The sequence below is a fragment of the bacterium genome, from assembly GCA_037128595.1.
Classification (GTDB): domain Bacteria; phylum Verrucomicrobiota; class Kiritimatiellia; order CAIKKV01; family CAITUY01; genus JAABPW01.
In genome coordinates this window covers 150,492-164,921 of sequence record JBAXWB010000001.1, presented here as the reverse complement: position 1 = coordinate 164,921, position 14,430 = coordinate 150,492, and the positions used below count along the sequence as shown (strand labels likewise).

At 55.4% G+C, this 14,430-nt stretch carries 18 protein-coding genes and 1 tRNA gene; 13 read left to right on the top strand and 6 right to left on the bottom strand.

The features are described from left to right. Nucleotides 1-77: 77 nt before the first annotated feature. From WCS52_00690 to WCS52_00640, 11 genes are all read left to right on the top strand, one after another. Nucleotides 78-154: transfer RNA gene (locus tag WCS52_00690), tRNA-Arg, on the top strand. 149 nt (nt 155-303) lie between these two features. Further along, complete coding sequence (locus WCS52_00685; GenBank protein ID MEI6165688.1) at nt 304-1,596, top strand: tyrosine-type recombinase/integrase; 1,293 nt, start codon at nt 304-306, stop codon at nt 1,594-1,596. Nucleotides 1,597-1,707: 111 nt separating this feature from the next. Beyond that, nucleotides 1,708-2,043: a hypothetical protein gene (locus WCS52_00680; protein ID MEI6165687.1), complete on the top strand. Its 336-nt coding sequence runs from the start codon at nt 1,708-1,710 to the stop codon at nt 2,041-2,043. Nucleotides 2,044-2,289: 246 nt separating this feature from the next. After that, nucleotides 2,290-3,138, top strand: a complete 849-nt coding sequence (locus tag WCS52_00675) for a hypothetical protein (protein ID MEI6165686.1) — start codon at nt 2,290-2,292, stop codon at nt 3,136-3,138. 75 nt (nt 3,139-3,213) lie between these two features. Next, a complete protein-coding gene (locus WCS52_00670) occupies nt 3,214-3,351 on the top strand; it encodes a hypothetical protein (protein MEI6165685.1) in 138 nt (45 codons plus the stop codon). Continuing rightward, nucleotides 3,344-3,634 carry a helix-turn-helix domain-containing protein gene (locus WCS52_00665; GenBank protein MEI6165684.1) on the top strand — a complete coding sequence of 97 codons (291 nt, stop codon included), beginning with the start codon at nt 3,344-3,346 and terminating at the stop codon, nt 3,632-3,634. The genes WCS52_00670 and WCS52_00665 overlap by 8 nt, the downstream gene beginning before the upstream one ends. Then, nucleotides 3,634-3,843, top strand: a complete 210-nt coding sequence (locus tag WCS52_00660) for a hypothetical protein (protein MEI6165683.1) — start codon at nt 3,634-3,636, stop codon at nt 3,841-3,843. The genes WCS52_00665 and WCS52_00660 overlap by 1 nt, the downstream gene beginning before the upstream one ends. 2 nt (nt 3,844-3,845) lie before the next feature. Then, a complete protein-coding gene (locus WCS52_00655; protein ID MEI6165682.1) occupies nt 3,846-5,237 on the top strand; it encodes an AAA family ATPase in 1,392 nt (463 codons plus the stop codon). 97 nt (nt 5,238-5,334) lie between these two features. Then, entirely contained in the window at nt 5,335-6,270 is a 936-nt protein-coding gene (locus WCS52_00650) for a hypothetical protein (protein MEI6165681.1), read from the top strand. 30 nt (nt 6,271-6,300) lie between these two features. Further along, nucleotides 6,301-7,044 (top strand): hypothetical protein, encoded by a 744-nt coding sequence (locus WCS52_00645; GenBank protein ID MEI6165680.1) that lies wholly within the window; start codon nt 6,301-6,303, stop codon nt 7,042-7,044. 192 nt (nt 7,045-7,236) lie between these two features. Beyond that, nucleotides 7,237-8,328, top strand: coding sequence for a hypothetical protein (locus tag WCS52_00640; protein MEI6165679.1), 1,092 nt, complete (start codon nt 7,237-7,239; stop codon nt 8,326-8,328). A gap of 134 nt (nt 8,329-8,462) precedes the next feature. Here the strand turns inward: WCS52_00640 and WCS52_00635 are convergent, their stop codons facing one another. Then, a complete protein-coding gene (locus tag WCS52_00635; GenBank protein MEI6165678.1) occupies nt 8,463-8,684 on the bottom strand; it encodes a helix-turn-helix transcriptional regulator in 222 nt (73 codons plus the stop codon). Between the two features lie 41 nt (nt 8,685-8,725). On the opposite strand from WCS52_00635, the gene WCS52_00630 reads away from it, so the two are divergent. Both WCS52_00630 and WCS52_00625 read left to right on the top strand, forming a co-directional pair. Beyond that, nucleotides 8,726-8,965: a hypothetical protein gene (locus WCS52_00630; GenBank protein MEI6165677.1), complete on the top strand. Its 240-nt coding sequence runs from the start codon at nt 8,726-8,728 to the stop codon at nt 8,963-8,965. Beyond that, nucleotides 8,958-9,380, top strand: a complete 423-nt coding sequence (locus WCS52_00625; GenBank protein MEI6165676.1) for a hypothetical protein — start codon at nt 8,958-8,960, stop codon at nt 9,378-9,380. Before WCS52_00630 ends, WCS52_00625 begins: the two co-directional genes overlap by 8 nt. 39 nt (nt 9,381-9,419) lie before the next feature. Here WCS52_00625 and WCS52_00620 read toward each other — a convergent pair whose 3' ends face one another. From WCS52_00620 to WCS52_00600, 5 genes are all read right to left on the bottom strand, one after another. Then, nucleotides 9,420-9,692, bottom strand: coding sequence for a hypothetical protein (locus WCS52_00620; GenBank protein MEI6165675.1), 273 nt, complete (start codon nt 9,690-9,692; stop codon nt 9,420-9,422). Nucleotides 9,693-9,777: 85 nt separating this feature from the next. Next, the gene (locus tag WCS52_00615; GenBank protein ID MEI6165674.1) at nt 9,778-10,035 is read right to left on the bottom strand and encodes a helix-turn-helix domain-containing protein; all 258 of its coding nucleotides are present in this window, start codon (nt 10,033-10,035) and stop codon (nt 9,778-9,780) included. A 189-nt stretch (nt 10,036-10,224) separates the two neighbouring features. Further along, on the bottom strand, nt 10,225-11,316 hold the full coding sequence (locus WCS52_00610) for a hypothetical protein (protein MEI6165673.1): 1,092 nt from the start codon (nt 11,314-11,316) through the stop codon (nt 10,225-10,227). A gap of 22 nt (nt 11,317-11,338) precedes the next feature. Next, complete coding sequence (locus WCS52_00605) at nt 11,339-12,091, bottom strand: PIG-L deacetylase family protein (GenBank protein MEI6165672.1); 753 nt, start codon at nt 12,089-12,091, stop codon at nt 11,339-11,341. Between the two features lie 46 nt (nt 12,092-12,137). Beyond that, nucleotides 12,138-14,429, bottom strand: a complete 2,292-nt coding sequence (locus WCS52_00600) for a family 78 glycoside hydrolase catalytic domain (protein MEI6165671.1) — start codon at nt 14,427-14,429, stop codon at nt 12,138-12,140. Between the last annotated feature and the right edge of the window lies 1 nt (nt 14,430).

Here is a 14,430-nt window from a genome sequence, read left to right as displayed (position 1 = left end):
ATTAACCAATAACCCTATTTAGGGGGTTGCAATAAAAAGAGGGAATGCATATAGTCCCACTCCCAATTAACCAAGACGCACCTGTAGCTCAATTGGACAGAGCATCTGACTACGAATCAGAAGGTTGCAGGTTCGATCCCTGCCAGGTGCGCCATTCATGGTCAACGGGTTACAACAAGTAACCCTCGCGGAACTCCCCGAAGAAATCCCCGATTGCTACCACTAGTGCTACCACTTTTCATTGCGCCATACCTTTTTAAGCCTTATGATACCGCCAGACACATTGAGAGACGGAGGTTTAATATGGCGAACAGAGTTAAAAGAGCGAACGTAGTTAAAAGAGCGAACAGTCCTTACTGGTACGGCCGCTTCATGGTCGGGGGCAAGGCGTGCTGGGTATCCACGAAAACCGAAGTCAAAAAGGATGCGGACGCATTTGTTAAAAGAAAAATAGCGGCTGATCGTAAAACCCTTTCACTGGATGAATGCTGGTCCGACCTTACAAGAGCCATAGACACCCTACCGAAGGACGCCACAACGACAACCGAGACGGCGGGGCAATTCCTGTCAAAGGCTGAAAAGCTGATTATTAAGCTGGCCGGCATGATGCCCAAGCCGGATGAAGTCTTGAATGACGCCGCCAAGCGTATCGCTTCGGCTAAGGGATTAAAGATCAATGTTGCCGATGCATGGAAAGCCTGGCAGGTAGCGCCCGACAAGAAGCGCCACCCCAGCAAGAACACCGAAGCCTCTTATAAAGGCATCTGGAAACGGTTTGAAACGTGGGCAGCTCTAAACGGAGTCACATACCTTCATGACGTAGATGATGCCAAGTCATTGGAATATATGCGGTATGTCGAGGGTGTAGGCGTCTCGAACCGGACATTAAACGGGCATAAAGTATTTCTTGGATCGGTCTGGAATGCGCTAAAAACCGAAGGCTCATTGATAGATAACCCTTGGCGCAAGCGCGTAACAAAGGAACTCGCCACGGAGGGCCGGGAGTCATTCACGAAAGCGGAGCTTGATGTTATGTGGGAAAAGGCCAGCCCCACTATGCGGGTAATGATCGCCGTGGGACTGTTCACCGGCTTGCGATTGTCTGACGTTGTCACTATGCGTTGGGTGAATATCAAAAACGGGGTGATTACCGTTATCCCCCACAAGACAGCCAAGACCAAACAGAAAAGTGATAAGAAGGTAGAAATCCCCGTCATCCCTGAATTGGCCCGATACCTCGCAGACTACCGCATGACCTCGAAAGGGGAATATCTATTCCCTGATGAAATGGCGGCTTTCAAGCATGACAGGACAAGCGCCTCGCAGAAGTTTCAAGCATTCCTGGAGGATGATTGCAAGTTTACCACCACTCGCGACAAGACCGAAGGCGACAACCGCAAGCGCCGGTCCGTGGTGAAGGGGTTTCACTCGCTACGCTATAGTTTCGTGACCGCCGCAGCCGCAAGCGGTATTCCTCAGCACGTCATTCAAAAGATGGTGGGCCATGGTTCGCCGGCCATTACCGAGCATTACACCGAGGTTAGCCCTGACTCCAAGAAGTTGGAAATGGGAAAATTGAATCTCACACTTGAATAAACAGATTTCCCGCTGGCGGCGGTGACCGCTGGGGGATTGTAAAAGCGGGGCCGCAAGTGCGCAAACACCGGCGGCCCCTAGAGTCAATAAACGCATAAGGAATATCGACCCATGAAACAAAGCATACAAAAAAAGAGCGGATCTCACAAGACTGTCACACTCACCATTGAAATGCCGTATACTATCCACGAGCGGTTCAAATGCGCGGCCGCCTGGAATGACGAATCCATGGAGGATTACGCCGTCAGGATTCTGACAGACATCACGGAGGCCGACGAGGACAGCGCCGGAGTTGACCAAGTAAGGCCGGGACTCGCCGCAGCTTTGAAATGCTATTGCGACAAGGCCTTACTACCCCGCGCGCACTTCTTGCGCGACCCGCACCAGGCTATGAAGTGCTTGCAGATTGGAGACTTCAAGCCGTTGGAGTTGATCGAAGCCAGATGATGAAGGCGCCGGTGTCCGATAGTCGGCCGCCGGTTTTTTTAAGATTAAAGTATGATGCAGACGGCACAATTAAACAGGGGGGCGGGGGGCGGGGGCCGGGACAGGGACCACGACCTCACCCCCACTAACGGCTTGGTACCATCCAAGGGCGGGTGCCCCGCCCCTGTGTGTCATATTTTCAAAACCCCATACGCCCCATTTTTGATTCCTGATTTTTATATAACGCCGAAATTTTGAAAGGCCCCGATGAAAAAAACTCCGTCACTTAAAACAAAGCACTTCCCGGACCCCCGCAAGTTGACCGGAAAGAAACGCGCGGCGCTCATTGCGAAACAGGATACCGACAACGCCGTTGATATGAAGGAAGCGCTGGAACGTAAACGGGCAACCGGCGGAATTGAGCCCTACAGCCGCAAGCCAATGAATGAACTCAAGTTACCGGACATCAAGCAACACGCGACCGCCTGGGCATGGGAGCGGTATCACAATCACCGGGGCAACCCTAAAGCCGCTGCCGCATTCATGCGGACATTGAGGATCGACGCTGCGGATTCTGACCCTAAATGGCAGGCATGGCTTGATACGGCAAGGGCAGCCGTCATGCAGTTGCGCCTTAATCCTCACATTACCGCCGACTCCCTGGGAATAGGTGAGCTTGTGAAGGAATACGAACAGGTACGCAAAGCCGAAACGGCGACGGTAAGGATGACCGAAGATGGCGATGAGGAGACCGCGCAGCAAATCAGGGCCGTTGCTCCAGAGTTAGGGGCGGCAAGAGACGCGGCGGAGAACATGGCGGCGCTTCTTCAATCGGATGCGAAGCATGGAAAGCAAGCAACGGCCACAAGATTAAAAGGCGGCAAATCTACCGGCGATAAGGCGAAAGCGGAACATCAAAAGATCATTGAAGTCTATCAGCAAATTAAACGCGATGCCGGAGGCACTAAAACGCAGATCAGGCAAGCCGTATTTGATCATTTCAATGTGAAGACAACGAAGATTAAAGAGCGTTTCGCGACAAAAACAGAAACAAAAGTTATTCGCAAAAAGGGGTTTTCCTTAACCACAATCAGAACGGCTACAGCCTCTTTATAAACCTTATGCAATAGCTTAGCCGTTGCACCGTCAACGCCTTGGCGTCATCATGTTTCCCGGCGTAGCGTTGGGGACATGACAACGAAACCAACTCACGACAGCAACGGCGGCGGCAACGCTGCTACGACCTTCGGGCCGCAACTCAAAGGGCTTCATTGCCCGAGTATCCACCAGCCTTCATCCTTCAACCGGAAGGCGGTGCCCAATGTCTAAGCAAAGCATGGAAATTGCCCGCCTCACTTTTGAGGCACTTTCACCGCGAGAACAACTTGCCATTGTCCGGGAAGTCATCCCCTCGCCCGCCGCACATACCGGCCCCCAGCATGAAGCCCTTTTGTTGAAACAAGCGGAAGCGGGGCGGTTGCTGGGTTGTTCGCGGCATACCATCAAGCGGCTTGTCGCTGACGGGCTACTGCATCCGGTCCAGCTGCGGGGGGCGATACGGTACCGCCGTCAAGAGCTGATGGCGATGGCCGGGGAAGGAGCGGCCGCGTAATGAGCAAACCCGACCACACCCTCCACAACTTGCTTTTCAACCTGACGGCGGCAAAGAATGAGCTTTACGACGTTGCGGTTCATTTCTCCTCCAAGTCAGTTTTCGGCACGTCGGCGCAGACCCGGCTGCACGATGCGGCCAAGCATTACGCTTACTGCCAAACCACCTACGACGCAGCGGTGTCACAAGCCCGGAAAGAAGGCAAATAATCATGACTGCCCCATGGAATCGCCAAAAACAAATTTCCATTTCCCCCATCCCATCGAGCGCCGGTGTTTCTGGCGATTCCTCGACGTTCGATGACGGTGGGGGGATCTCTTCCGAAGGCGACCTCGCCGCCTATACCGACACCGACGAATTCCGGGCGCTGATGATGCAGACCACGAGTAGCGAAAGCTGCGGCGCCATGCCGGTAAATGCGGCGCTTGCCTCCCTGGTCAGCTATGCCAATGAGGGGGCGGCAGAAGCCGGAACACCTTACACCGGCTTCACTGTCCGGACATGGGGCGAAGTCCTGGACGTGGTAGTCCCCCCTAAAAAATACATACTGGGGGACCTTTTCGCCTGCGGTCAGGTGCAAGTGCTATTCGGGCAAGGCGGGCTGGGGAAGTCACGGCTGGCGCTGAATATCGCCCGTAATCAAGTCCTGGGCATACCGTTCCTAGGAATGACGACGGGTGAAGGCCCTATGCGGCATTTGTTTGTTGGTTCAGAAAACGACATTCACCGCTGGAAGATTGACACCGCTTGCATGACAAGAGGCCTGACGGCGGAACAACGGGGGCAACTGGCTGACAATATCCACATGACAACGCTTGAAGGCGAGGGAGATTCTTTCATCAGCCTTGGCGACCGTGAGAACATAAACAAGTGGCGGGAAACGTTGGCACATTCCAAGCCTGACGTTTTGTGGGTCGATCCGTGGGGCGATGTCCTGACAGGCGACGGCTTCGACCCAGATGTCCGGGCGACCAACGCCATTTTAAGGAAGCTCGCCGGCGAGGTGAATCCTAAATGCGGCATTGTCGTTCTGGCTCATGCCCGAACTGGGGCAAGCAACATTGCCCAGGCAACCGGCTTTGATGCTGCCAATTTCGGCAAGGACTCGAAAGCCCTGTTTTCGGTATGCCGTTCAGTGGTGAATCTTGCTCCCTGCGATCAAAGTCAAACGCCTGACATTGTGTGGGCACCGGCAAAACATAACAACGGCGTGAAGCTCGAACCTCTACGAATCCGGCTTGACCCTGACACCATGACGTATTCAGCCGTTGGACCGCTGGATGTTGAGGCATGGCAAGCGGAAGTGAAGGCGCATCAGAAGGGGGGCAAGGTTAACAAGGCAACCGTCGAGTTTAATACTGACGCCGTTCTTGAACTTGCAAAGACCGTCAGGAGCTTAGCAGAGCTTGAGGGCGAGATTAAGAAAATGGGGGTATCCCGACGGGACGGTGTCGCAGGCATTGACGGCCTAATCCGCACCGGTTCACTTCAAAAGATACCGGCGGGGACGCGCAATAAGCAGATGATCGGGACCCCCCTTGCAATCCAAAATTACCAAAATTACCAGGCCCCTCTGGCAACATTGGAAAGATTGGAAAAATAACCGTCCGGCAATCTTACCCCACACACCCCCTTTATAGGGGTGTGGGGTGATTAGACGGCGGCGGGTGGCAATAGAACCAGCTGAAAGAAACAAGACAATGAAGATGACCCTGAAATATCAAGACGCGCTCAATCGGATACCCGCCCCGGGCGCCGGTTGTCACGGGGCTTTGCTTGGAGTGGCGAACCTGGGGACAATCGCCGGGTTGTCAGACGGTCAGATTCACGATGACATACGGGGGGCAATTCCGGCGGGTGACAGGCGGGTGTCGGATAAGGAGATCCGCGACGCCGTAACGAAGGCCCGCCGGGAGTTCAAACCGAACGCCCCCTTGACCTCCTACACCCCCGCCTATCGCCCCCACGTCAAGCCGCTCATTGACGGACCGACCACACTCCGTAAATTGGTTCAAGCCGGAGCCGGAACGACCGCCGAGGATATCACGGCACTCTCGCCCGTTACAATCGACTGGGAACCCGGCTACCTCGATTCGCTGGCGGTGTTGGGTCTCTACGATGGCGAGGAATGGCTTTTCCTTGGGGATACCTACGGCCGAACGGTAAAAGCCGCATCAGAGTGGCGGGATGAGATTCAAACCCGTTCTAGGGCATCCTACCCCCATATCGCCCCGAATCCCGTCGACGGTATAGCTCACGACCTGGGCGACGGCAAGACCTCCCGCCGTTGTGACGCGGCAGTATGTGCCTTTCGTTACGCCGTTGTCGAGTTCGACAACCTCCCCAAGCCGGACCAGCTCGCCTTCTGGGGGGCGGTCCTATCCAAGAAGCTTCTGAATGTGGCCCTGCTGATGGATAGCGGGGGGAAATCTATTCATGCCTGGGTGAGGGTTGAACTCCCCGACCGTAACGCCTGGGAAAAGGTTGTTGGCGGTCAGTTTTACGGCGAGGCCGGAATCTTTACCGCAATGGGCGCAGACCGCGCTTGCCGGAACCCCTCCCGACTGTCACGGCTTGCCGGCCACTACCGGGCGGAGAAGAACGCATGGCAGAAACTTTTGTACTTGAACCCGTAACGAAACCAGAAACGAAAGGACGATAGAAACATGAGCACCACCGAACAACAACGAGCCGCAGCCAACGAGCGGCAACGACGATCACGAGAGAAGCGACGCCAGGCCGCAACCCCGCCGGTCACGGACATTGAGTCACAACCTGTCACGCTGTCACGAGGGCCTGTCACGCCCACAGACTCCCCTGTATCAGGGGAATGTGTGGCGGTGGAGGCTGTCACGGTAGCGGCGGGGAGGTATCCCCCCTCCCCAGTTCCTTCGGGCGTGACACCCGCGCGCGTTGAGCGTCTAAGTAACGGAAGGTTTCCCGCCCGCCGTAGCCTGGTCATTCCGGCCACTATCAAGCAATACTCTGAAGCCCTCGCCCTCATGGAAAGCGGGGAAACGTGCAAAGCGGTTCAGAAGGCGACCGGGGCAACGTGGCTTGCCATACAAGAGCGGGGGATGATAGACGACCCCCACCGCTGGCCCGCTTTCGTCATGGCTTGGAAAGAGGCAAGGGCCGGAAGGATGATTGACCGCGCTCAAGAAATCCTCATGCAAGAAACCCCGGCGGCGACAAGCGAGGCATCAGGACCGATGGGGACTACGACCACCGTTCACCACAAGTCAGAACCGGCCATGTTAGGTCAAGCGCTCGCGGGACTCCTGCCGGAGACATTCGGCAAGGCCGCCGGCCGCGGGACGGTGACCGTTCATGGCAATGCATCTATCTATGCCCCCGTAACGCCCGGAACGCTCGATGATTGGATTCCGGAAGGGTTGATTAATCAGTAATTTCGATGTTGGAACAGAACAGAAAAACAAAACAAAAAAACGAAAGGTGATTGGTGAATTATGGCATACGATAGACTCGCAAGGGCAAATAAACTATTATCCACGGCTCAGGCGTCCGGCGCAGATACAGGGAGAGGCGGGGCATTAGGGTCATATACACCGCTCGCGGCGCCGACTAAGGTTGTCAATACTGTGCAGCCTTCCTATAAAACGTCTTCTGATTTCGCACAACCCGCCGTTTCAGATCCATTGCGCGGAATTGATGCCGCGATTCCTCCCTCCACCTATCCCGCCCCTGCCGTCGGTGCCGTCAAGAATACCGCCGTCACCAAGACCGCCAACGCCCCGAAGTTGCCGGGATCAATAAACCCCGCCGATACTATGGTTGGTCCGCAACTCCGTACAAAGGGCGTTGTGGTGAACGGGGCAATTCAGCCGCATGGCGACCTTGTTGACCCCGTTGCCGGTGCCGCATTCCGTCGCCAAGCCCAAGACCGAGCCGCCGACCAACAGGCATTTGGCGGGGATCAGAATGCGGGATATGTCGGGCAGGCATATTCAAACGTCCCCGGTGCGCCCGCAATCACCGGCCGGCCAATGATGACGACCAATGAAGTCGTCGGAGCGCTTGAAGGCAAGCGCTACGCCGACAGCAAGCCCGCCTACGACGAGGCCGGTATCGCCGCGGCCAAAGCCGACTTGGCCCGCCAAGTGGCATTTAAGCCCGGGAGCCGTGGCGCCAATTACCGAACATCCGCCCCCTTCTTCAACCTCCGCCCCCGCAAAGGTGTTGAGGAGGCCAACGCCGCAGGCGAGGCCGCAATCGGTGCTATCAACGCCAAGGGCGGGTTTGACGAGCGGATTGCCGGGCAAAATATTGACGCCTCCCGCTATGAACATGAAGCCGCACGAATTGAGGCGGGGCTTGAAAGAAAGTCGCGGGAAGGCATTGCAAGGGACGGGAACGAAACGGCGGTTACGATAGGAATCGCAAAGGCGCAGAATGCCCGGAACCAGTTGCGCCAGCGCATGGAAACTTCGGCATTCTTGGCGCAACACAAGGCGCTTGAGGATGAGATGGGCAAGCTTTTCCTGCCGGAAGAAAAAGCGGTTGTGAAGAAACACATGGAGGATCTTGTCCGCGAGTTTAAATCAAGCGGGCAGGCGGAATCCGCAGGCATTCAGAAACCAAGCGACGCCGGAAGAATCCGCATTACACGCGGAGGTAAGACGGGAACAATTAACCCCGCAGACTTTAATCCGGCTACCGATGTGAGATTATAAGGCAACATTGCAACCCGCCGCCGCGTCGTTTTGATGTGGTGGATAACGCACCGGGCCTAATTAACCTGATGCCGGGGCACCTGTTCAAACGGTTTGAGGTGCCGCTTTATACAGAGCGGATCATAGGGGGGAAATTAAAACAACCGCCCCCACGGGCACCCCAGCGCCTTCTGCAATCTCATCGCGGTAGTGATTAGAATCGTAATCTGGCCCGCTTCAATCTTCTGAACGGTCCGGACGTTCAAGTCTGCCAGTTCCGCCAGCCCTTGCTGGGTCATGCCCTGCCCGGTTCTTTCTCTTCGAATGTTGGCCCCGAACCTCTGAACTTCGTTTTCTATATGTAGTCTTTTTGGCACGCCCCATAGTGCCGTACCGGATAAATTGACAACACGGCCCAATGGGGCGTAAAACTCAATTCATGACGCCAGACCCCCGCAAAGCCGCCGACCGGACATTCTGCTTTCTGGTCATGCTGGCCCTAGGGCATACGGAGCGCACCACCATTGAGCGGGCGATTGAGATTTATGCAGACGGTGCCGGGGCGGCTGTCAGTGATTACCAGAGGGGGAAGCGCATAGAGCGGGAATGTTTTCGGCGGTGTTATGGAATAACCAAAACAGGAGAAAGCAATGAGTGACGAAGAAAGCGCAGCAAGCGCCAGAATAAGCTGGCACGGTCTTAATGCCGTAGTTTTCTGTTTCATGATATTTTTCGCGGCCACAGGCTGGCTAGGCGTCTTACTGGTTGGCGGTTCTCTGGTGTTCTGGATAGGCGGAACGGCTAAACTGAACAATGACGCCGCCGCCAAAGCCAAACAGAGAGAAGAAATAGAAAAGAGAATAGAAGAGGCCGAGAAAGCCGCCGACCTAGATGCCGCCTTGGTTAGTGTCGACGCCGCACGCGTGGCAAACGACCGGGCCTTTGCTGCCAATGAACTCAACAATACCGCAGAAACAGCCCGGGCCATGTGTGGCACTCACACAGCTTTTATAAAAGCTACTGATGCACTTGCGGCCGCTAATACTGCTTACGAAAAAGCCGTAAACAGATAGACATGATTCAGGACAAAAGCCGGACCTGCTGTCAGTCGTTTACTGGCGCGGCTTTGTCCGGAACCGCTCCTCGATTATCCTTGCCGCCGCCCTCTGTGCTTCCTGCACCGTCATTCCCGTTGCCTTCAGGCGCCGGACTTCCGCCCTCATTGCCGCGATTGTCACCTGTTTCTCTTCGTCAGATTGTTTGCGCATTACAATCAGAGTCGCTTCCCTTAGACAATCCGCAATCTGCCTTAAAGGGTTTTCCTTGTGGAGTCTCGCGACTTCCGCCGCTTCCATTTGAATTTTCTTTGCTGCTTTATGGTCCATTGGTCTGCCCTCCCGTTAGATGGTGCAAGGGTACTGTAGTACGCTTTCGGATGCAAGGCGGGGGGCGGTGAGGATTGCAAAATCCTTACTTCATCAGGTGCGAGACTTGATTATATTCCCAAAACCTCAAGCGCTTACCTTGTGCCATTGGCTTGGGAAGTTTCCCGTCCTTGATCCACTGCCAGACAGTGCGGCGCGTAACCTTACATTCGCGCGCCAACTCCACCAGCTTCACCCGTGGCCCGCGCTTCAAGGCGTCGATCACTCGCGCCCTGTGCGGTTCTGGAAGAGGGGCAATCAAAGCCTCAACACCTTTAATCATATATGCCGGAACTTGATTCATTCTCTAACTCCTTTCTTGCCGGGGAGTTTATCAAGTCAGGCGGGAGAGATAAAGCAGGGAGGGTGATTTCAGCGGGAGACCTCAGGGCGGGTTATTTTGCTACCAGTTATGCTACGACTCCAAAAGTCTCTAGTGGTATCTGGATATGAAAACATCAAGATTCCTCAGCAATTTTAATGTTTTTTCAGCCTACGAATCAGAAGGTTGCAGGTTCGATCCCTGCCAGGTGCGCCAGTCTTCGGGCCTTGTAACCCGTTTCATCGTAATCTCAAAACCCATCGTTAACCGCCCTTGGGCGGGAAGCCAGCGGAATGTCGGAATCCCATGCATCGTCCCGCGCTCCACTGCTTTCCGGAACCCTTCGGGGAAGGGTGTGTTGGTAAATTCCATCCCCCGTGCCAAGGTCTTTCCCTCCCAAGGGCGGTATTGCTTCGCATAGTTTTCTTCCCAGTTTCCCACCCAGGGGAAATCCGCACGATTCCATCGATACATCACCGTGAGTCCTAGTTCTGGGTTGACCGCACTGAACCAGGCCTGGTCGCAAGCGGGATCCATCAACTGGGCGGAAAAATCCGCGCTGCGGCGTTTTGCGCGATCCATGGTCCGTAAATCCACCGGCTTCCCATCAACTCCCGGCGCCATCGGCCAGGAAAAAGCCATATCCGACTTCAAACGGGGCGGCTTGTCGAACTCACCGGGATAGGTATGGGCCTGCGTCGCCGACATATTAAACTGCGTTACCCCTTTCTTCAGGAAGGGAGGCCCGAACGTAACATGTTCGCACAGCGTGAAAGGAAGATCCCGACGTGCCAGATTAATAATGACCTCCCGCACCTTGACGCAGGAACTGCCTTTGGCGAGTCTGACCGTCCGCCTGAGGCGCATCATCGAAGCGGGCAGATCACATTCACACACGAGCGTAATCGTTCTGCCGGATACTGATTTCCGGACCATACGCCAACGAGCAACCGTCGCCTCACCATGAGCGCCCAGCCCTTGTCGTTCTTCTGAAGGGGATGAGGATCCAAACCATCCTATACAAACATTATGGCCCGTAATCGAGGCCAACATCTTGCAACTGTAACGCCGGTCATCATTCTTCTTATATTGCCAGGGTTCAATACCTTGCCAGACGGGGTTCCATAAGGGATTAATTCTAGGACCATTTTTAAGCATGAGTGAGGCGAAGTGTCCGCCCCCGCGAAGCATGACCAATTGCAGGACGCCGTTATCCAGTTCCCAGCCCTGCCGTCCCTTGAATATTACATTCCGTATATGCATGGACCCTGCCCCACACGATCACTCACACCTTTTTACATAGAAATCCCAGAATATCCGCCATCCGGTTATCCTGGGGGAAACCTGCGCCAAGATGCTGGATGAAACATTCGCCGTATTCACAACCTATCAGGCGACCTTGCTCACACGACCAGTCTTGCATAACCTTTAAGTACGAGTCCCACCCCATCGCCGCCAGCCATTCACGCTGGGATTGATGGCAGGCCAGCATTTCCCCCTTTACGCCCATGACCGAGGTGATATCAACACCGAAACTCATCGGTAGCGGACGCCCGAATGCATCTTTGAGTCCAATGGCATTCCAATAGTAAAGATACGGGGCCTGTGCCGTAGGCGGAGCCGCAGTCCCGCAGTCATAGAGGGGAACGGATGCGATATATGCCGCGTTTTGAACCAACCGTGATGTCTGCTCATGATCCGCCATGTAGTCCGTGGGCGGCAACGTGAAAACCATCTCCGGATCGACCTCACGAATGATCTTCGTGGCCGCCTTGCGATAAAATGAGGTGTACTCAACCTCCAAGTCGCACCCGCCCGCGTAATGATACACGCCATTCAGCAGCTTCGCTGAAGCCGCGGCCTCGCCCAACCGCTTGGTCTTGATGGCTTCACGTGAAAGTGTTGGGGATCCCACCTCACCACCGGTCATGGTGGCCAGGTGAATCTCATACCCCCGCTCCGCCAGAAGCGCCAGCGTACCGGCTGCCATGAACTCAATATCATCTGGATGACAACCAAATGCCAAAACTCTTTTCATCACGCCACCTTTCTTTGACTGAAGTATCCGTTTGATCGCATGCTACTCAAATGGCCTTCCCCTCGCCAAAATTAAAAATCCATACTCCGGGGAGAAGGCGGGTTTCACGCAGCGCGTTGACAAGTGTAAAGCACTCCTGATGATTTTCCGGCTTCATGCTCATGGGGATTTCAAGCGTGGCGGTTGTATTGACGGGAATGGATAGGTCAAGCGATATACCCAGAGAACAGCGTTTCCAGGAGACTTTGATCCGGCCATGAGGGGAAGCGTATTCGGCCTTCACCCAGTCCAAGCCCTCCGGGAAATGGGGGCTCACCATGAAGTGTTTGAACCCGGGCGACTCTGGCACCGGTTTGATGCCGGCCAGATACTGGATCATCCAAGCGCTGATATCGCCGAACATGATATGGTTGCGTGAGGACTCACCATTCCACTCCTCCCACAGCGTGGTCGCACCCAGGCGCAACCAATGGACCCAACCGGGGAACTCGGGTTGCGTGATGAGACGGTAAGCCAGATCGGTATGGCCGTTGTCGGACAGCGCCCGCGGCACAACCTTGGCCCCTATAATGCCAACGTCCGGCCGATACTGATTGGCGATGACCGCTTCTGCCAATCGAGAAACCACCTTAGTCTTTTCCCCTTCTTCAACCAAACCGTGATGGAGCGCGCAGCCCAGAGCCGTCTGCTCGCCTCCGGCATAAACCCCGTCGCCCTTATAGAACCTCCGGTTAAAGGCGGTGCGAATGCTCATCGCCAAGCGGGCATACGCCTGCTGATCGTCAGGCCGGCTGGTAAGCCCGGCGAAGCGGGAGATTAACAAGGCATCAGTGTAATAATAAGCAGTCACGGGAAGTTCAGTGGCAACCCTGCGAGCGCCATCCACGTGACACCAGTCACCCAGTCCGAATGACAGGATGCCGCCGGTAGCCTGGCTGGTGCAATAGTCCACGTATCGCTTCATAGCCTCGTAGTGCTGCTCAATGCAACTGCGGTCGCCCGTATAGAGATAAATATACCAGGGAATCAAGATGAAAGCACTGTCCCAGGCCGGACCGCTACCCCAGTTGTACCCCCACCCTGCACTCGGAACGATCCCGGGCAGTTGACCGCTTGGCCGTTGCGCGTCCTCAATGGTCTCAAGCCATTCCCGGTAAGCATCGGCGACAGTGAAGTTCATCAACCCGGTTTCCGCCGCCAACTGGGCATCTCCCGTCCATCCGTTTTTTTCGCGATGCGGACAATCAGCGGGGATCCCCACAAAATTGCCGCGATAAGCCGCCAGCGTACAGGCCTGAAGCCGGTTCAAGTCCTCATTGGAACAGTTGAACGAACTCACTGGCTCGAAGGAGGTATGCACCACCCGCCCCCGCAGGGTATCGATCGTCGGTGTGCCCGACAAGCCTTCTACCTGAACATACTGAAATCCATGATATGTGAACCTCGGTTCCCATTGTTCCGGACTTCCGCCCTTGAGGATATAGCGGTCCGTCTGACACTCGCCCCCTTTGATATACTTACCGATATGCGTCTGATCGACGCTCCCGTCCCCGGCGAGGCGTTCCCCGTAACGCATCACCACTTCCGTGCCAGCGGCGCCACTGACCCGTAATTGCGCCCAACCGGCAATGTTCCGGCCTAGGTCAAATACTGCCACACCGGGCCGGAGGTTAGTCACCGAGTGGGGCATAAGCGTTTCCATCACTTTGCAAGGCGGTGCCATTTGCTCCTGCAGGATCCCCCCCGGCCCGGGCACCACTCCTGCGTACGCCCAGTTCGAATCATCGTAATCCGGCAGAGTCCACCCCTCCCGCTCCAGGCGGGCGTCGTAGGTCTCACCATTTCTCAGGCCATCGAACTGAATCGGTCCATCGGCGACTTTCCATTGAGGTCCCGAGAAAAGGGAGATTTCACGCCCGTCCTCCAACACCATCTCCAACTGGAACAGCAGCTTCGGATAGTCCCGCCAGGCGGCTTTGTCGAAATGCCAGACATCAGGCGTGTGGCAATTGTACCAGCCATTCCCCAGCATCACCCCTATGGCATTGGCATCAGAATGCAGGTTCGCCTCGATGGAATAGGTCACATAGCGGGCCCGGCGGTCGTATTGCGTCACAACGGGATCGAGCACATGATCGCCAATCTTCTGCCCATTGAGGTAAAGTTCGTGGTATCCCAATCCGCAAATCATGACCCGGGCACGGCGAACCAATCCTTGGATCTCAAATGTCGTGCGGAAAAGGGGAGCAGGGAGAACGGGAGCTTTCCAGTTCACCATACTCACTCCCGGCCGGCCGATCCACTGCGCCTGCCACCTCATTGATTCAGTTTTAGACATT